Annotated in this window: 15 protein-coding genes and 1 pseudogene; 8 read left to right on the top strand and 8 right to left on the bottom strand. The window is 74.8% G+C overall.

All coding sequences use genetic code 11. The features are described 5' to 3' along the window. The 3 genes and pseudogenes from ABEB07_RS36760 to ABEB07_RS36750 form a co-directional block, all read right to left on the bottom strand. Positions 1-285, bottom strand: a pseudogene (locus tag ABEB07_RS36760) (sugar ABC transporter permease); the annotation flags it as partial. Positions 286-299: 14 nt separating this feature from the next. Beyond that, entirely contained in the window at positions 300-1,616 is a 1,317-nt protein-coding gene (locus ABEB07_RS36755; RefSeq protein ID WP_345672403.1) for an ABC transporter substrate-binding protein, read from the bottom strand. Between the two features lie 372 nt (positions 1,617-1,988). Then, complete coding sequence (locus ABEB07_RS36750) at positions 1,989-3,029, bottom strand: LacI family DNA-binding transcriptional regulator (protein ID WP_176147069.1); 1,041 nt, start codon at positions 3,027-3,029, stop codon at positions 1,989-1,991. 277 nt (positions 3,030-3,306) lie between these two features. Here ABEB07_RS36750 and ABEB07_RS36745 point away from each other — a divergent pair, with 277 nt between their 5' ends. Beyond that, a complete protein-coding gene (locus ABEB07_RS36745) occupies positions 3,307-4,098 on the top strand; it encodes a pyrroline-5-carboxylate reductase family protein (protein WP_345672402.1) in 792 nt (263 codons plus the stop codon). A 213-nt stretch (positions 4,099-4,311) separates the two neighbouring features. Beyond that, entirely contained in the window at positions 4,312-5,157 is an 846-nt protein-coding gene (locus tag ABEB07_RS36740; protein WP_345672401.1) for an NmrA/HSCARG family protein, read from the top strand. A gap of 57 nt (positions 5,158-5,214) precedes the next feature. Here ABEB07_RS36740 and ABEB07_RS36735 read toward each other — a convergent pair whose 3' ends face one another. The 3 genes from ABEB07_RS36735 to ABEB07_RS36725 are packed head-to-tail and all read right to left on the bottom strand — an operon-like array spanning position 5,215 to position 6,784. Then, entirely contained in the window at positions 5,215-5,955 is a 741-nt protein-coding gene (locus ABEB07_RS36735; protein WP_345672400.1) for a glycoprotein, read from the bottom strand. A 2-nt stretch (positions 5,956-5,957) separates the two neighbouring features. After that, positions 5,958-6,542, bottom strand: coding sequence for an RNA polymerase sigma factor (locus tag ABEB07_RS36730; protein WP_176147073.1), 585 nt, complete (start codon positions 6,540-6,542; stop codon positions 5,958-5,960). After that, positions 6,542-6,784, bottom strand: coding sequence for a hypothetical protein (locus ABEB07_RS36725; RefSeq protein ID WP_345672399.1), 243 nt, complete (start codon positions 6,782-6,784; stop codon positions 6,542-6,544). The genes ABEB07_RS36730 and ABEB07_RS36725 overlap by 1 nt, the downstream gene beginning before the upstream one ends. Before the next feature lie 337 nt (positions 6,785-7,121). On the opposite strand from ABEB07_RS36725, the gene ABEB07_RS36720 reads away from it, so the two are divergent. Beyond that, complete coding sequence (locus ABEB07_RS36720) at positions 7,122-7,949, top strand: SAM-dependent methyltransferase (protein WP_345672406.1); 828 nt, start codon at positions 7,122-7,124, stop codon at positions 7,947-7,949. A gap of 159 nt (positions 7,950-8,108) precedes the next feature. Further along, positions 8,109-8,282, top strand: a complete 174-nt coding sequence (locus ABEB07_RS36715) for a CsbD family protein (RefSeq protein ID WP_164586359.1) — start codon at positions 8,109-8,111, stop codon at positions 8,280-8,282. A gap of 103 nt (positions 8,283-8,385) precedes the next feature. Here ABEB07_RS36715 and ABEB07_RS36710 read toward each other — a convergent pair whose 3' ends face one another. Both ABEB07_RS36710 and ABEB07_RS36705 read right to left on the bottom strand, forming a co-directional pair. Beyond that, complete coding sequence (locus ABEB07_RS36710; protein WP_345672398.1) at positions 8,386-10,194, bottom strand: ABC transporter ATP-binding protein; 1,809 nt, start codon at positions 10,192-10,194, stop codon at positions 8,386-8,388. After that, a complete protein-coding gene (locus tag ABEB07_RS36705; RefSeq protein WP_345672396.1) occupies positions 10,191-11,987 on the bottom strand; it encodes an ABC transporter ATP-binding protein in 1,797 nt (598 codons plus the stop codon). Before ABEB07_RS36705 ends, ABEB07_RS36710 begins: the two co-directional genes overlap by 4 nt. A 146-nt stretch (positions 11,988-12,133) precedes the next feature. On the opposite strand from ABEB07_RS36705, the gene ABEB07_RS36700 reads away from it, so the two are divergent. From ABEB07_RS36700 to ABEB07_RS36685, 4 genes are all read left to right on the top strand, one after another. Next, positions 12,134-12,892 carry a helix-turn-helix domain-containing protein gene (locus ABEB07_RS36700; protein ID WP_176147076.1) on the top strand — a complete coding sequence of 253 codons (759 nt, stop codon included), beginning with the start codon at positions 12,134-12,136 and terminating at the stop codon, positions 12,890-12,892. A 200-nt stretch (positions 12,893-13,092) separates the two neighbouring features. Further along, complete coding sequence (locus ABEB07_RS36695; RefSeq protein ID WP_345672395.1) at positions 13,093-14,163, top strand: FecCD family ABC transporter permease; 1,071 nt, start codon at positions 13,093-13,095, stop codon at positions 14,161-14,163. 116 nt (positions 14,164-14,279) lie between these two features. Continuing rightward, positions 14,280-15,308, top strand: coding sequence for a FecCD family ABC transporter permease (locus ABEB07_RS36690; protein ID WP_345672394.1), 1,029 nt, complete (start codon positions 14,280-14,282; stop codon positions 15,306-15,308). Positions 15,309-15,591: 283 nt separating this feature from the next. After that, positions 15,592-16,644: an ABC transporter substrate-binding protein gene (locus ABEB07_RS36685; protein ID WP_345672393.1), complete on the top strand. Its 1,053-nt coding sequence runs from the start codon at positions 15,592-15,594 to the stop codon at positions 16,642-16,644. The last annotated feature ends 60 nt before the right edge of the window (positions 16,645-16,704 follow it).

Below are 16,704 nucleotides of genomic sequence, written 5' to 3'. Positions count from 1 at the left end.
GACGGGGCCGTTGACGTCCACCGAAAGACGGTAGTTGTCGATGCCCGACCAGGGCGCCGTGCCCCAGTCGCGGATGTAGAACTGCGTCAGCTCCTTGAAGCTCATCGTGATGCCGATCACCATCGGCACCAGATGGACCAGGAGTTCCAGGAGCAACGCGGGCAGCAGGAGCAGGTACGGCAGTCCGATGCGCTTGATCCGCCCGGGGCGGCGCGGGCCGCGCGCCGCCCCGGGGGAGCTCTTGTGCACCGGCCGCGTTCCCTGCTCGGGGAGCGTGGTCGTCATGAGGGTGTCCGCACTCACTTCTTCGGCATCTGCTGCTGGGCCTTGAGGAGCTTGGCCTTCACCGCTTCGGTGGTCACCGCGTGGCCGGCCGCCGCCTCGGCGAACAGGTCCTTGACCGCCGTGCCGACCGCCGTCTCGAACTGGGACTCGTCGGCGACCTGGGGCAGCGCCACGGCGCTGGAGGCCAGGGTCTGGCGGAGCACGGCGGTGCCCTGCGCGTTGAACGCCGGGTCGGACTGGGCCGACTTGACCGGCGGGATGGACCCGTAGGCCTTGTTGAGGAGCTTCTGCTCGTCGTCGCTGGTCATGAACTTCACGAATTTCGTCGCGCCGTCCACGTTGTGGGTGTTCTTGAAGACGGCCATGTTGATGCCGGCCACCATCGAGTTCACCTGGGCGCCCGTGCCCGGGGCGCCGGACGGGACGGGCGCGGGGGCGACGGCCCAGTCGGAGTCCTTCATGCCCAGCGACTTGAAGGTGGCGGAGGCGGTCTGCCACAGCACCATCGCCGTCTTGCCCTTGGCGAAGTCGCTCAGCGACTGGTTCTGGGAGTACTCGGCGTTGCTGACCGGGACGACCTTGTCCTTGGCCATCAGGTCGACGTACTGCTTGACCGCCGCTACCACGCCGTCGTTGGTGAAGTCGGCCTTGCCGTCGGCGGTGAAGAAGTCCGCGTGGTGCTGCTTGGCGAGGACGAACACCTGGTGGATGTTCTCGGAGAGGTTCGAGCCCTCCGTGCCGATGGCCTGCTTGCCCTTGGCCTGGATCTTCTTGCCGTCGGCGACCAGCTCGTCCCAGGTGGCCGGGGGCTTGGCGATGCCGGCGTCGGCGAAGATGTTCTTGTTGTAGTAGAGCGCGTAGGCCATCGAGTACAGCGGGACGGCCGCCGGGTCCTGGCCCGTCACACCGGTCGAGCCGAGGGCCGAGTCCACGAAGCGGTCCTTGCCGCCGATCTTGTCGAAGTTCTTCGCGTCCCACGGCAGCAGCGCGCCGGTCGCCTGGAGGGAGGCGCTCCAGGTGTTGCCGATGTTCAGGATGTCGGGGCCCTGCCCCGAGGTGGTCGCGGTCAGGATCCGGTTCAGCAGGTCCGCCCAGGGGACGACCTCCAGCTTGACCTTGATGCCCGTCTGCTTCTCGAACTTGTCGAGTTCGGGCTGGAGGACCTTCTTGTCGACCTCGATGCTGGCGCCCTGGTTGGAGGCCCAGTAAGTGAGCGTCTTCGGCGAGTCGTTGGACCCTCCGCCGGTGGACGAACCGCCTCCGCAGGCCGTGGCCGCCAGGGCGAGAGACAGGGTGACGGCGCCTACGGCCGCGGCTCGGATCTTGCGCATGACTCCTGGTGTCCCTTTCCGGGGGTCGAAAGCCGTGGAGATGCCTTCGGACGCCGCCGACACGGCGTTCGACTCCTGAAGTCCCCAGGGCTTAATTTAGGATGTGAGTTAAGCCCCATGAGAAGAACGCCGTCAAGAGGTGTGGTCCGTCCGGCTTGCCCACCGCAGCGGCGAACCCGCGGGCGAGACAGCTGGCGAGCACGGCCGTAGGGCCTGTGACCTGCGGCGGAGGCGGGCGACCGCCGTTTGGCAACGGTTGGGTCTCGGCACTGCGGCCCGCGCCGCCGACGGCGCGGAACCGGCGGCTCGTTCAGGACCCGGAGGTGAGGCGTCCTCCCGCGGCCGCGTGAGCGCGCCGGCCGCACGGCGCCCTCACGCGGTCTCCCGCACGATCAGCTCGGGGTCGAAGACGACGGAGGCGGGAGCGGTGCGTGCGCCGCGGATGTGCTCGTCGAGCAGGCGGGCCATCTCCGCGGCCATCTGCTCGACCGGCTGGCGGACCGTGGTCAGCGGGGGCCGGCAGGCGAGCGCGATCCCGGAGTCGTCGAAACCGATCACCGCGACGTCCTCGGGCACCCGCCTGCCCCGCTCCTGGAGGAGTTGGCAGATGCCCTGCGCCATGAGGTCGTTGGCGGCGAACACACCGTCCACGTCCGGGTGTTCGGCGAGCAGCCGCTCCATCGCCGCGATCCCGCTGTCGAGCGTGAACCCACCCTCGGCGACCGGCACGTGAGCATGTCCGCGGCGGGCCAGCGTGTCGCGGAAGCCCGCCAGCCGCTCCTGGCTCGCGGCGACGGCGAGCGGCCCGGCCACGGTGGCCGGCCGGCGGCAGCCGCGCGCCAGGAGGTGTTCCGCCGCGAGCCGGCCGCCGTCGCGGTGGTCCAGGTCCACACAGCTCAGCGGCACCGGGCGGGCCGGGCGGGCGAACAGCACGGCGGGCAGCTTCGCGTCGGCCAGCAGCGCGGGCAGCGGGTCGTCGGCGTGGGTGGAGACGACGAGCGCGCCGTCGGCACGGCCCTGGCGCAGATAGGTGAGCACCTCGCGCCGGTCCTCGGCCGACTCGGCGAACATCAGCACCGGATGCATCGAGCGCGGGCTCAGGAAGCCGACCACGCCGGAGACCACCCTGCCGAAGAAGGGGTCGGCGAACGCCCGCGCGGCGAAGGCCCCCCGGGCCTCCTCCGGTGCGTCGCCCGCCCCGGAGACGACGAGCGCGATGGTCTCGGCGCGCCGGGTGACCAGCGAGCGGGCGGCGCGGTTGGGGGCGTAGCCGGTCCGCTCGATCGCGCGGTGCACCAGCTCCTGGATCGCCGGGTCCACGTTGCGGACGCCGTTCACCACCCGGGAGACGGTCGCCCGGGACACACCCGCCTCACGGGCGACATCCTCCAGGGTCGGGGCCTGATTGCTCATGCCCGCACCCTAACGGCCCGCCGGAAACACCGTACAGAGCGCTCTCCCGCCGGCCTCCGGCACCGTGTGAACTGGGCGTTCGCCGGGCGGCGTTCCCCCGCCGACAGCGGCGGCGGACGTGTTCGCCGCCCCTTCCCCGCCCTCGTCGCCGCCGGGGTATTCGGGGTATTTCCCGCCGTCCGGAGCATGGGTGCGGCCGCGCCGGTCAATCAGTGGCGAGTCAGGGATCGTACGGGTCGAGCCGTGCGGGTCGAACAGCGGACGGGAGCCGGCGCCGATGGGTCGCAGCGTGGTCGTGGGAGCCGGACACATGGGGTCGGTCGTCGCGGGCCGTCTGGCGGACGAGCTGCCTGGGGCGGAGGTCGCGGTGGTGGAGCCGTCCGCCGACCGGAGGGCCGCGCTGGGCCGTGATCCGCGGCTGCGGGTGCGGGAGTCGTACCGTCCCGAGCCGGGTGACACGGTGGTGCTCGCCATCCCGCCGGCCGCACTGGACGGCTTCGCCGCCGGGCTGCCGGTCGAGGCGTTCCGGAGCGCGACGGTGGTGTCGGTCATGGCCGGGGTCCGTCTTGCCGCCCTCGCCGCCCGCCTCGGCACCCCGCACGTGCTGCGCGCGATGCCGAACCTGGCCGCCGAGGCCGGGCAGAGCATGACGCTGCTGTGCCCCGGGCCGGGGGCGCGCCCGGAGGATCTGGAGCGGGCGGAGCGGGTCCTCTCCGCCATCGGCGCGTATCTCGTGGTGCCGGACGAGTCGCTGCTCGACGCCGGGACCGCGCTCGTCGGCAGCGGCCCGGCGCTGGTGGCCTACCTGGCGAAGGCGTTCGCCGACTTCGCGGTGGAGGCGGGTTTCGGCCCGGCGGACGCCCTGCGGATGACCTGCCAGGTCCTGCGGGGCACCGCCGACCTGCTGGCGGCCGGCGACGGCGGTCCCGAACGGCTCTACCGGCGGGCGGCCACCCCGGGCGGCACCACCGAACGGGGCATCTCCTGCCTGGCGGACCACCGAGTCCAGGACGCCCTGCACGAGGCGCTGGCCCGGACGGCCGCCCGCTCCCGGGAACTCGCCGGCTGAACCGCCCCGGAAGCCGTCCTCACTCCGTCGCCACGCCCCGCCGGACACGCCGGGGGCCGCCGCGCGGCGATGCTGGACAAGCGCTCCCCCGGCTTCTTGGATCGTCTCGCCGGATGTGCGGAGCGCGCCCCGGCCCCCCGAGGGGGCGCTCCGCACGAGCCGGCCGCCGTCGGGGCCGGCTCGGTGGCCGCCTGCTGGAGAAGGAGTTCTGCGATGGTCGATGGGCCGATCCTGGTGCTTGCCGCGACCGGCGGGCAGGGCGGGGCCGTGACGGACGCGCTGCTGGAGCGCGGCGCCCCGGTCCGGGCGCTGGTGCGCGACCCCGACGACGGCAGGGCGCGGGAGCTGGCCGGGCGGGGCGTCGAGGTGGTGGCGGGTTCCCTGGGCGACGCCGACTCGCTCGCCGCGGCGATGCGCGGGACGGCGGGTGTCTTCGCGTTCACCACTCCGTTCGAGGCCGGGGTGGAGGCCGAGGTGGGCCAGGGGCAGGCGATCCTGTCCGCCGCGGCCCGGGAACGCGTCGGGCACCTCGTCTTCAGCTCCGTCGCAGGCGCCGACCAGGACAGCGGGGTGCCGCACTTCGAGAGCAAGGCCCGCGTCGAGGCGGAGCTGACCGGCGGCGACGTGCCGTACACGATCCTGGGGCCGACGTACTTCTTCGACAACGCCCTGGGCGGCGCCGAGCGGCTGCGCGACGGCGTCCTCGATCTGCCGCTGCCGCCCGACCGGCCGCTGCAACAGCTCGCCCGGCCCGATCTGGGCGCGTTCGCGGCGCGGGTGCTGCTCGATCCCGGACCCTACGTCGGCCGGCGCGTCGAACTGGCCAGTGACGCGCCCACGCCGCTGGGGATGGCGGCGGCGCTCGGCGCGGCCCTGGGACAGGAGGTCCGCCATGAGCGGGTGCCGCTGACGGCGATCGGCAACCCGGACATGCGGGCGATGTGGACGTTCCTGAACGGCCCCGGCTACCGCGTCGACATCCCCGCCCTGCACGCCGCCCACCCGGAGGTCCGCTGGACCCGCTTCGCCGACTGGGCGCACGACACCTGGTCGTCCTGACCGCCGGGGCCGCGCCGGTCGGAGGCCGTGCCGGGCACGGCCTCCCGGACGCCGGTCTCAGCCGGTGGCGGGCTCGTGGGCCGGGAATTGGGTGAGGGTGCGGTCGGGGCGGGGGATCTCGCCGAAGTCCTCGTCGGCCGAGTGGACGGGCAGGCTGTGGATGACGGCCTCGAGGCGGGGCGGCAGGGTGGGCCGCCGGCCCCGCCAGCAGCGGCGGATCAGGTCGCGGCGCACCCCCTCGGGCAGCAGGAAACGCTGCGGCCGATGGGCGCCGGCCGGCCGCTCCGGCGGCGGGCCGGCGGCCCGCGCATGGGCGCGCCAGTGCGCGGCGGTGCGGTGTTCGGCGCGCTGGAGGTGGAGGAGGTAGAGGCAGAACGCGGCGGTGCGGTTGCCGGCCCCGGCGGCGAACTCGAACCAGAACTGGGCCTGGTCGCGGTACCCGGCCAGATGGAGCAGGGCGGCGAAGACGAGGGCGCCCTCGGGCTCGATGTGCTCGTGGTCGACCAGCCGGGCGAGGCTCAGATGCGCCTGCGGGGCGTCCACGACGAGGGTGACGGCCAAGTCCAGGTCGTGCGCGGCCTGTTCGTGCACGGTGCGGTAGCGCGCGGGCGGGCGGGCGGGTGTGCCGCCGGTGTGGGGCGGGACGGTGTCGGGGCGGGGCGGGGCGGCGTCGGCGAGGGCGGTGACGCGCCGCAGGGCCGCGTCGGTGTCGTAGTCGTCGTAGGCGTCGGTGAGGGCCTGGGCCGCGTGCAGGGCGGCGTCGATGCCGGCGGCGGGCTCATGGTCGGTGCGGGCCACTGCTAGTTGTCCGTCTCCTGGTAGGGAATGTGGAGTTCCTTGGCGAGGGATCGACGGGCATGGCGGACGTGGGAGCGCACCGTGGCGGTGTCGATCCCGAGGTACTCGGCGACCTCGTCGGCCGGCATGCCGAGCAGGAAACGCAGGACGATCACGTCGTAACGGCGCTCCGGGAGGGATGAGATGGCGGCGTAGAGGCCGATCTCCTGGGATATGACGCGCAGTTCGTCGCGCATCTCGTGCAGCAGGAGCTTCTGCAGGGCGGTCTGGAAGGCCGCGTCGCCCACCTGCGGCGGCAGTCCGCGCGCGTCGAGCCAGCGGTGGACCTCCTCCTTGAGGATCAGCCAGGCGTACCGCGGCACCGAGTCCTGGAGCAGCACGTGCGCCCAGTCGGCCCGCAGCCGGGCGCACGCGGCGTCCACGACGGCCTCCGCTCCGGTCCGGCTGCCGACCTGGGTGTGGGCGAAGCGCATCCAGAGCTTGCGGTGGTAGGCGTGGAAGGCGCCGAAGGTGAGCGCCAGCCGTTCGGGACGGACGGGCGGCCGCCGGGTGTGGGGGCGGTGCGGGCCGTCGAGGGAAGGATTCATCACACCTCGCCCTCGTGCGTGCGGGTGTGCGCGGCGGCGGAGGCGAGGTGCGGGTGGTCGTGGGGATGGCCGTGCGCGTGGCCGCACAGGTGGGCACGGTGGTACGGGTGGACGTGGTCGTACGGGTGGTCGAGGGAGCGTAAGGCGGCGGCGAGGGGGCGGCGACCGGCCTGGGCCGGGTCGGGCGCGATGATCCGGGCGGCGGTCCGGCGGACCGCCGGGGGTGCCAGATCGAGTTTCACTGTGGTCCTTCTCGCTGTGCACCGCACCGCTCCACGGTGGGGCGGGGTCGGTGTGGGGGGTGGACGTTTCCCACTCGTCAGCCAACCGGCCGAACGGCCGCCGCGTGCAAGGGATTCCGCAAGTTTTTACCCGACCGGCAATAGTGTGATTAATGCGGTGCGCGGCGCGGCGCAGGTCACGACGTCCCGGTTCGCCCGGATGCGCGAGGCGGGGAGCTTGGCCTGAGCCGCACGGTTGTCCCGGCGGTGCGCACGGGGGAAGCTCAGGTGGTGCGGGGTGGCGCTTCCTGGCGCGGCCTGGCGTTCGATCACCACGCGGGAGACGGGGGCAGGGACGATGGACGGCGGCGGTACGCGGGACCACGGCAGTGTGGTGGACCTGGAACTCGACCGGGCGCACTCGGCGCGCATGTACGACTACTTCCTCGGCGGGATCACCAACTTCCCCGCCGACCGGGAGGCGGCCGGCCGGGCCATGGCCGCCTTCCCCTCCGTCCTGATCGCGGCGCGTGGCAACCGCGCCTTCATGCACCGGTCCACCCGCCATCTCGCCCGGTCGGGCATCACGCAGTTCCTGGACATCGGCACCGGCATCCCGACCTCGCCCAACCTGCACGAGGTCGCCCAGGCCGTCAGTCCCCGGGCCCGGGTCATCTACACCGACAACGACCCGATCGTCCTGGCGCACGCCCGCGCGCTGCTGCGCAGCCACCCCGAGGGCAGCACCGCCTACATGCAGGCCGACGTCACCGACCCCGGCGCGCTCCTGGAGCATCCCGTGCTCCGGTCCACGTTCGACTTCGGCGCGCCCATCGCCCTCAGTCTCAACGCGCTGCTGCACTTCATCACCGACCGGCACGACGCTCACGGCATCGTCGAGCGCCTCAAGGCCGCCCTGCCCTCGGGCAGCACCCTGACGATCAGTCATGTCACCCCGGACTTCGACCCGGAGGCCATCGCCCGCCTGACCGCCGTGTACGAGGCGGCCGGGACGCCCGGGCAGGCCCGCACCCTGGACGAGATCGCCGCCTTCTTCGCCGGCTGGGACCTCCTCGAACCCGGCCTCACCCCGGTGCTGCGCTGGCGGCCCGACCCCGACGAGCCGCACCTCAACGTCACCGACGCCGAGGCCGCGCTCTACGCCGGCATCGCCCGCAAACCCTGACCGCCCGGCCCCGCCGAGCGGCCCGCCGAACGGCCCCGGCCCGGTGCGCGGGCCGGCCCGCCGAACGGCGCCGGTGCGCCGCGCCGGGTTTACCCGCGGCGTGACGGGTCAGGCGCATTGTCAGCAGCGCAAGACGTTCGACCGAGGAGAGTGAGCAGCATGGCCGCCAGCGAGAAGGCTCGGGCCAAGGCCGAGAAGGCAGTCGGCAAGGTCGCTCAGGCAGCGGGACGCGCCGTCGGCAACGAGAAGTTGGTCGCCAAGGGCCACGCGGCCGAGGCCGCGGGCCAGGCCCGTGAGGCCAAGGAGTCGGTGAAGGACACCGGTCGGCGCTGACCGCCGACCGCCGGGAGTCCCCTCCCCCCTGCGTCCCGGGCCGGAGCCGTTCACGGCTCCGGCCCGGTCGTGTGCCGGGGCCGCCTCCGGGGCGGCCCGGGAGTCACGGCCGGCCGCGCGTCCAGGACGCCCACAGGCGGGCGTACGTGCCGTCCGCCGCGCGGAGGTCGTCGGGCCGGCCCAGCTCGGTCACCCGGCCGTCCTCCAGCACCGCCACGAGGTCGGCGGTGGCCGCCTGAGAGAGGCGGTGGGCGACGACGACCGCGGTGCGGCCCTCGGTCACCGCCAGGGCCGCCCGGTCGAGCGTCTGGGCGGTGTCGCTGCCGGCCTCCGCCGTCGCCTCGTCCAGTACGACCACGTCCGGGTCCAGCAACAGCACCCGAGCCAGGGCGAGTTGCTGCACCTGACGCGCCGTCAGCCGTACCTCGCCGCCCGGGCCGACGATCGTGTCGACGCCGTCCGGCAGCGCGGCGGTCCAGTCCGCGGCGTCCACGGCGGCGAGCGCGGCGTCCAGCTCGTCCCGCGAGGCGTCGCGGCACGCGAGGCGGAGGTTGTCGGCCACCGTGCCGGGGAAGAGATGGTGCTCCTGGGTGACCAGGACGACGCGCCGGCCGCCGTCCGTCACGGTGCGGGCGAGGTCGCCGGTGGGGACGCCGTCGAGCGTGACGTCGCCCTCGGACGGCGGACGCGTTCCGGCGATCAGCGTCGCCAGGGTCGACTTGCCCGATCCGGTCGCGCCGACGACGGCGAGGCGCTGTCCGGGGCGGATGTCGAGGTCGATGCCGTGCAGGACGTCGGGGCCGTCGCCGTAGCGGTGGCGCACGCCGCGTACGGCGATTCCGGCCCCCGGCCGGCCCGGGGAGGCGTCGGAACGGGCTTGGTCAACCGGCCCGTTCAGGGTGAGGCCGACGATCCGGGCGAGCGCGGCGGCCGCCTGCTGCACGCTGTCGAAGGTGCCGAGGAGGGTGTTGACCGGGTCGAACAGGCCGACGAAGAAGAGTGCCGCCGCGGTCGCCGCGCCGACGTCGGCGCGTCCGGTGCGCACCAGCGCCCAGGCGACGAGGAGGATCGCGGCCAGACCGGTGAACTCGGCGATGTTGAGGCGGCCGTAGAAGCGGGTCGCCGCCCGGGTCGCCCGGAACTCGTACGCCATCGCCTCCGCCGAGGCGTCGGCGACGCCGGCCCGCCGGCCGGGGCCCAGGCGCAGGGCGCGCAGCGTGGCGGGTGCGGTGAAGGCGCCGAGCAGCGCGGAGGCACGGCGGCCCTCGGCGGTCCGGCCGGCGGCGTACAGGGGCCGGGAGGTGCGCAGGTACCAGCGCAGGGTGTGTGCCTGGAGGGGCGCCGCGAGCAGTCCGGCCACGGCGAACCGCCAGTCCAGGGCGGCGAGTCCGGCCAGTGCGGCGAGGATGGTGAGCGCCGCGGCGCCGAAGTCGCCGAGGGCGCCGGAGGCGGCCTCCGAGACGCGCTCGGCGTCGCCGGAGACCCGGGCGACCAGGTCGCCGGAGCCGCCCGCCTCGACGGCGTCCACGGGCAGGGCCAGTGCGGCGGCGACGGCGTCCTCGCGCAGCCGTCCGGTCACCGTCAGCACGACCCGCGCCAGCAGTACGGTCGCCGCCCAGCCGGTCAGCGCGCCGGCCACGGCGGCGGCGGTCAGGAACAGCACCGGTCCGACCAGCGCGTCCGGGGTACGGCGGTCGGTGACGGCCTGGGTGATCCGGCCGATCGCCAGCGGTCCCACCAGGGTCAGCGCACTGTCGACCACGAGCGCGGCGACCGCCGCCCACAGCACCGGCCACCGCCCCCCGAGGGCCACCCGCAGCCGAGCACGAGTCTGCCGAGCGGTGGCGACGGGCAACAGCACGGGGGCGGGGGCGGCCGGGGCCACGGGCGCCGGACTCGTCGGGGTCGTCATCGTTGTTCCGTCCGGTCGGTCGAGGGCAGGTGGATGACGGAGTCGCAGCGGGCGAGCCAGGCGGGGCTGGTGGTGAGGACGAGGGTGGTGCGGCCGGTGCGCGTCCGGCGTACCCGCTCGGCGACGGCGTCCTCCGTCGCCGCGTCCACAGCGGTGGTGGGGTCGTGCAGGACGAGCACCGGCGACCGGGCGGCGAGCGCGCGCCCCAGCGCGACCCGCTGGCGCTGGCCGCCGGACAGCGTCTCGCCGCGGTCGCCGACCGGTGTCCGGGCACCCTGCGGTACGGCGCGCACGACCTGGTCGGCGAAGGAGGCCCGGGCCGCCTCGGCCACGGCGGCGGCGTCCTCGGTGAGGGCGGCCAGGTTGTCGCCGACGGTGCCGGGCAGCAGCACCGGATCGTGGTGGCACACCAGGACGGTGGCCCGGAGCGCGTCCAGCCCGAACTCCCGCAGATCCGCGCCGTCCAGCAGGATGCGTCCCGCCCCGGGGTCCTCCTCGCGGGCCAGCAGCAGGGCCACGGCGTCGGCGAGGGCCGGGTCGGCGCAGACCAGCCCGGTCATCTGCCCGCCGGGCGCGGTCCACCGGGCCGTGACCGCGCCCGGCAGCGACACGTCGCGGAATTCGAGGGCGGGTGCGCCGCTCGCGGGCGCGCCCGGTCCCGGACCCGGTCGCACCGGACTCGGGCGGCCCTCGCTCGTGTCCGCCAAGTCCTCGTCGCCGTACTGGGGTTGTTCGGCCGTCGTCTCCACCACGCCCGGTGGCGTGGCCAGTACGTCCCTGATCCTGGCGGCCGAGGCGAGGGCGCGTACGTAGCGGGCGTGGGCGGCGGAGACGACCCGCATCGGACCGATCACGAACCGGGCGAGGCCGAGCACCGCGATCAGCCGACCCAGGCCGATCCGGCCGTCCAGCGCGAGACCGCCGCCGAGCGCGGCGACGGCCGTCAGATACAGCCCGGTCAGCAGGACGCCCACCGACACCAGCGCGCCCTCGGCGGACACGGCCCGCCGCGCGGCGCGTACGGCGTCCCGGCTGACCCGGGCGTAGTCGGCGGCCACGGCGCGTTCGGCGCCGATGCCCTTGAGCACCCGCAGCCCCCGGACGAGTTCCTCGGCGTGCGCGGTGGCCCGCGCCTGGAGGGCCTGTTCGGCGCCGCTGGTGCGGTGCAGCAGGTGGGAGAGACGGTTCTGCGCGAGCAGCACCCCGGCCGTGCCGGCCACCACGAGCGCGCCGAGTCCGAGGGAGAGGCGCAGCAGCAGCACCGTGGAACCGGCCAGGACGACCACCGCGGCCACGGTGCCGGCGAGGGTGCCGGCGAAGGCGCCCACCCGCTCGGCGTCGCCGGACGCGCGGCTGAGCAGCTCGCCCGGCGCGAGCCGCACCCCGCCGGCCGGCCGCAGCACCCGTTCGGTCAGCGCCATGCGCACCCGGTGCTCGGTGTGCTGCCGCGCGCGTACGGCCGCCCGCGCGCCGAAGCGGTACGACAGGGACAGCAGCAGGAAGTCCGCCGCCAGCAGGCACAGCCAGCGGACGGTCGCCGCCGGGCTTCCGGACCGTACGGCCTCACCGACCGTGGCGCCCACGATCACCGGCACCAGCGCCTCTCCCAGCTGGTGCGTGCCGAACAGCGCCGACGCCAGCGCCAGGTCGCGCCGGCGTTCACCCAGCGACCACCGCAGCAGGGCCCTTGGCGAGGTAGTGGGCGCGGGCGCCGGGGCGGCGGAGGCGGGGAGCGCGGAGCGGGCGGCCGCGGCGGGGTGTCGACGGGGCGGGGCGGGGGCGGGTACGGTCACCCAGCCACGTTAGGGTCGCCTTACTTTTGTCGTAAACACAGCAGTGCGCCACCGTATGTCGCGCATCGGCCAGGGACACGTGTGTCGTCCGCCGGCCGTGCGCGGCGGACCGGGGCGCGGGAACAGGGCAGGCAGGGACACCGGGCATGACACACGAGAACACCATCGACCTGGAACGGTTCGAGATGGTCCGGGGCCAGACCTTCCTGCACCACGTCCACGACGACCACCAACTCGCCTGGGCCAGCAGCGGGGTGGTCATGGTGGACATCAAGGACCGCTGCTGGGTGCTGCCCCCGCATCTGGCGCTGTGGATCCCGGGCGGCGTCCGGCACGCCACCGGCGCGCTGCGGGAGTCGGTGCTCCAGGGTGTCTACCTGGACCCGGTGAGCTGCCCGCTGGCCTGGCCCCGGCCGACCGTGCTCGCCGTGTCCCCGCTCGCCCGGCATCTGATCGGCTACCTGGCCGGCGCACTGGCGCCGGAGGTGCGCGCACACGCGGAGGCCGTGCTGCTGGAGGTGCTGCGCCCGGCGGACGGCGCCGTGTTCGAGCTGCCGCTGCCGGCCGACCCGCGGGCCCGGGAGACCGCGGCGCTGCTGCTGGACGATCCCGCCGACCCGCGCGGGCTGGGGGAGTTGGCGCACGCGGTCGGCTCCAGTACGCGCACGCTGCTGCGGCTGTTCCTGGCCGAGACGGGGATGACGTTCACCCGGTGGCGCACCCACGCCCGACTGCAAGCCGCCCTCGCCCACCTCGCCGAGGGCGAGCCGGTCGGGCGGGTGGCCGAGCGGGTGGGCTACGCGACACCCAGCGCCTTCGTCGCGGCGTTCCGCCGGGTGACCGGCACCACGCCCGCCGCGTACTTCGCCCGCTCGCGCGGCGACGCGGACGGACCGGCGACGTAGCGGACCGGTGCCGCGACGGACCCAACACCGTGGCGGACCCGGCACCGTGGCGGACCCGGCACCGTGGCGGACCGACGACGCAGCGAACCGACGACGTGTGGCGGATCGGCGACATGAGGTGGCGTCCGACCGGCTTGTCGCGCCTGCGGCGACACCTATAACTTGCTTAGGCAAGGCTAAGCTAACTTTCGAGGGGCACGATGGGCACCGCCACGATCAGCACCACCGAGGTGGTGCCCGGAACCGACGGCGAGGGACGAAGACGCCGCACGGCCGTCACCGCCGCGCGCCTGCTCGGACTCCTCCTCGCCTGCGCGCTGCTGGCCCTGGTCACCGTGGTGAGCGTCGCCGTCGGCGCCAAGGCCATCCCACCCGGCGAGGTGCTGCGCGCGCTGCTGCACGGCCGGGCCTCGGTGGACGACTCGGTCGTCCTCGACCTGCGGCTGCCCCGTACGCTGCTCGGCATCGCCGTCGGCGCCGCGCTGGGCCTGGCGGGTGTGCTGATGCAGGCGCTGACCCGCAACCCGCTCGCCGATCCCGGCCTCCTCGGCGTCAACATGGGCGCCTCGGCCGCCGTGGTGGTCGCGATCGCGCTGTGGCACAGCACCGACCCGTCGTTCTGCGTCTGGTTCGCGTTCGCCGGCGCGGGGCTCGCCTCCGCGCTGGTCCACCTGCTCGGCTCGCGCGGCCGGTCGGGGCCGCCGCCGGTACGCCTCGCGCTGGCCGGCACGGCGGTCAGCGCCGTGCTCAGCGCGCTGATCTCCGTGGTCACCCTGCTGCGGCCGGACGTGTTCGACCAGTTCCGGTTCTGGGGTGTGGGCTCCCTGGGCGGGCAGCCGATGTCCGTGGTCACCGAGGTACTGCCGTTCCTCGGCGCCGGTGCCCTGCTCGCCCTCGGTCTGTCCGGCCCGCTCAACGCGCTGGCGCTCGGCGACGACACGGCCCGCGCCCTCGGCACCGGGGTGCGCCGCACCCGCCTCCTCGGCCTGCTCGCCGTCACCCTGCTGTGCGGGGCGGCGACCGCCGCGGTCGGCCCGATCGCCTTCGTCGGCCTGGCCGTTCCGCATCTGGCCAGGGCGCTCACCGGGTCCGACCACCGCTGGCTCATGCCGTACGCGATGGTGTGCGGCGCGGCCCTGCTGGTCGGCTCCGACATCCTCGGCCGGGTGCTCGCCCGGCCCGGTGAGATCCAGGCCGGGATCGTGACGGCCTTCGCCGGAGCGCCCGTCTTCATCGCCCTCGTCCGCCGCCGCAGGATCGCCGAACTGTGACCCCCCAGACCGCTTCCCCCACCTCTCCCGTTTCCCCCGCTTCCCCCACCTCTCCCGCTTCCCCCGGCTCCGGCCTCCGCTCCGTCGCGCCTCGCGGCGCCGTCCCGGGCGGCCGGGTGCTGCGCCTGGACGGCGGCCGGATCTCGCTGCGCTGGCGGCCCCGTACCGCCGTGGTGTGCCTGCTGCTGACGGCCGCCTGCCTGGTGGTGGGCGCCCTCGGCCTCACCACCGGCGCCTACCGGGTGCCGTTGTCGGGGGTGCTGGCCTGTCTGCTGGGCCACGGCTCGGCGGCCGACTCCTTCATCGTGACCGACCTGCGGCTGCCCCGCCTGGTGTGCGCGCTGCTGGCGGGCGGCGCGCTGGGGATGAGCGGCGCGGTGTTCCAGAGCATGTCCCGCAATCCGCTGGGCAGTCCGGACATCGTCGGCTTCACCAGCGGCGCGGCGACCGGCGCGGTGGCGCAGATCGTGCTCTTCCACGGCGGGCCGTACGCCACCGCCCTCGCGGCGATGGGCGGCGGCCTCGTCACCGCGCTGGTCGTCGGCCTGGTCGCGGCGGGCCGCGGTCCGGCCGTCGGCCACCGGGTCGTGCTGGTCGGCATCGGCGTCAGCGCGATGCTCACCTCGCTGACCGCCTATCTGCTGACCCGGGCCAGCCTCTACGAGGCGCAGGACGCGCAGATCTGGCTGATCGGCAGCCTCAACTCCGTGACCTGGTCGGTGGTCGCGCCGCTGGCCCTCGCCCTGGCCGTGCTGGTGCCGGTGACCGTGCTGTGCGCCCGCGCGCTGGACTGGCTGGAACTCGGCGAGGACACCGCGCGGGGCCTGGGTGTGCCGGTGGGGCGCGCCCGGCTGGTGGCGGCGATCGCCGCCACGGCCCTGGCCGCGGCCACGACCGCCGCGGTCGGCCCGATCACCTTCGTCGCGCTGGCCGCCCCGCACCTGTGCCGTCCGCTGGTCCGCTCCCCCGGCGCGCTGGTCGTGCCGTCCGGCGCCATGGGGGCGCTGCTGCTGTCGGCGAGCGACTTCGCCGCGGGGCGGGTGCTGCCCGGAACCGAGTTGCCGGTCGGCGCGCTGACCGGCGTGCTCGGCGGTCTGTACCTGTGCCGGCTGCTGCTCGCCCGGCGGCGGGCGGCCCGGACGTGACCACCGCGCACGGACCCGCACCTGCCTTGGCGCACAGACCCGCCCCGACCGCCGTCAGCGGCCCGGCCACCGCCCACGGCCGCACCGCGCGCTGCCGAGCCGTTCACCCGCGGCCGCCGCGCGAGCCGTTACGCCGCCCGGACGCCTGAGGACCCCGCTCAGGAATTCTCCGGTCCCCGTCACTCTCCGAACTCCGCTCACCCCGCGGCCCCTGTGCGACCTGCCCGCGGCCCCTGCCCGGCGGCCCGGCCGCCGCACCCTCACCTCGATCAAGGACACACCCATGCCCAGCGCGACCCACATCCGTCCCCGCGACACACGTTCCCCGCTCTCCGCCCTCCACGGCGCGCGTCCGTCCCGGCGCGGGCTGCTCGCCGGCGGACTCGGGGCGGCCGCCCTGCTCGGCCTCACCGCGTGCGGCGCCGACGACTCCGGCGGCCCCTCCACCGCCGGCGGTTCCGGCGCCGCCGGGTGGTCCTTCACCGACGACCGGGGCCGTACCGTACGGCTGTCCCGGCGGCCGAAGCGGATCGCGTTCCTCACCGACACCGTGGGCGCCGCGCTTTGGGCGGCCGGACTGCACCCGGTCGCGGCCACCGACTCCGGCCAGGGCATCGTCCCGGCCGTCAAGCCGGACTGGTCCGGGGTCGCCAAGATCTACTCGGCGGACAAGGGTGTACGGATCGAAGCGCTCGCGCAGGCCCGCCCCGATCTGCTGATCGACGCCGTGCAGCCGGACGGCACCCTCCAGGTCGCCTCCCAGCTCCCCGCGGTCACCAAGATCGCGCCGGTGGTGGGTCTGAGCACCTACCGCTCGATCGAGCAGATCGCCGGCACCGCCGACCGGCTGACCGGCTCCCTCGGCGCCCGGCTCGCCGACACCGGCGCCAAGACCCGGTACGAGGAGGCGGGCAGCCGGCTGCGCAAGGCCGTCGCCGCCGACAAGGAACTGCGCGTCGGCTTCGTCTTCGGCATCGACAAGAACACCATCGGCGTGATGAACCCCAAGACGTGGGCCGTGCTCAAGACGGTGAGCGCGCTCGGCATGCGGCTGCTGCCGGTGCCCGGCGGCGCCGACAACACCTACAGCCAGGCGGTGAGTTGGGAGAACGTGCCGTCCCTCCCGGTCGATCTGCTGGTGTGGGCGGTGTCCGACCCGCTGCCGGACAACCCGCTGTGGAAGCGCACGCCCGCCGTCCGCGCCGGACAGCTCTGGAAGCCCGACCTGTCCTCCTGGTACGCCTACAGCTGGGAGAACTTCACCGTCCTGCTCGACGGCCTGGCCACCCACGTCCAGTCCGCCCACGCGGGCGTCGGCCCGCGCACCACGTCCTGAGCCCGTCCCTCCCCCTCGCCGCGTCCCGTCCCCTCCCCCGGCCCGGACCGTACGGTCCGG

This window comes from Streptomyces similanensis (genome assembly GCF_039543625.1).
Taxonomy (GTDB): domain Bacteria; phylum Actinomycetota; class Actinomycetes; order Streptomycetales; family Streptomycetaceae; genus Streptomyces; species Streptomyces similanensis.
Note: the sequence above shows the minus strand (reverse complement) of the source record. Positions and strands in the feature narration are given on the sequence as shown.

Excerpts from the sequence above, each read along its gene's own strand:
- ABEB07_RS36710 (WP_345672398.1), bottom strand. The coding sequence starts at position 10,194 with ATGACGACCCCGACGAGTCCGGCGCCCGTGGCCCCGGCCGCCCCCGCC.
- ABEB07_RS36730 (WP_176147073.1), bottom strand. The coding sequence starts at position 6,542 with ATGAATCCTTCCCTCGACGGCCCGCACCGCCCCCACACCCGGCGGCCG.
- ABEB07_RS36715 (WP_164586359.1), top strand. The coding sequence starts at position 8,109 with ATGGCCGCCAGCGAGAAGGCTCGGGCCAAGGCCGAGAAGGCAGTCGGC.
- ABEB07_RS36745 (WP_345672402.1), top strand. The coding sequence starts at position 3,307 with ATGGGTCGCAGCGTGGTCGTGGGAGCCGGACACATGGGGTCGGTCGTC.
- ABEB07_RS36685 (WP_345672393.1), top strand. The coding sequence starts at position 15,592 with ATGCCCAGCGCGACCCACATCCGTCCCCGCGACACACGTTCCCCGCTC.
- ABEB07_RS36720 (WP_345672406.1), top strand. The coding sequence starts at position 7,122 with ATGGACGGCGGCGGTACGCGGGACCACGGCAGTGTGGTGGACCTGGAA.
- ABEB07_RS36695 (WP_345672395.1), top strand. The coding sequence starts at position 13,093 with ATGGGCACCGCCACGATCAGCACCACCGAGGTGGTGCCCGGAACCGAC.
- ABEB07_RS36750 (WP_176147069.1), bottom strand. The coding sequence starts at position 3,029 with ATGAGCAATCAGGCCCCGACCCTGGAGGATGTCGCCCGTGAGGCGGGT.
- ABEB07_RS36740 (WP_345672401.1), top strand. The coding sequence starts at position 4,312 with ATGGTCGATGGGCCGATCCTGGTGCTTGCCGCGACCGGCGGGCAGGGC.
- ABEB07_RS36700 (WP_176147076.1), top strand. The coding sequence starts at position 12,134 with ATGACACACGAGAACACCATCGACCTGGAACGGTTCGAGATGGTCCGG.
- ABEB07_RS36755 (WP_345672403.1), bottom strand. The coding sequence starts at position 1,616 with ATGCGCAAGATCCGAGCCGCGGCCGTAGGCGCCGTCACCCTGTCTCTC.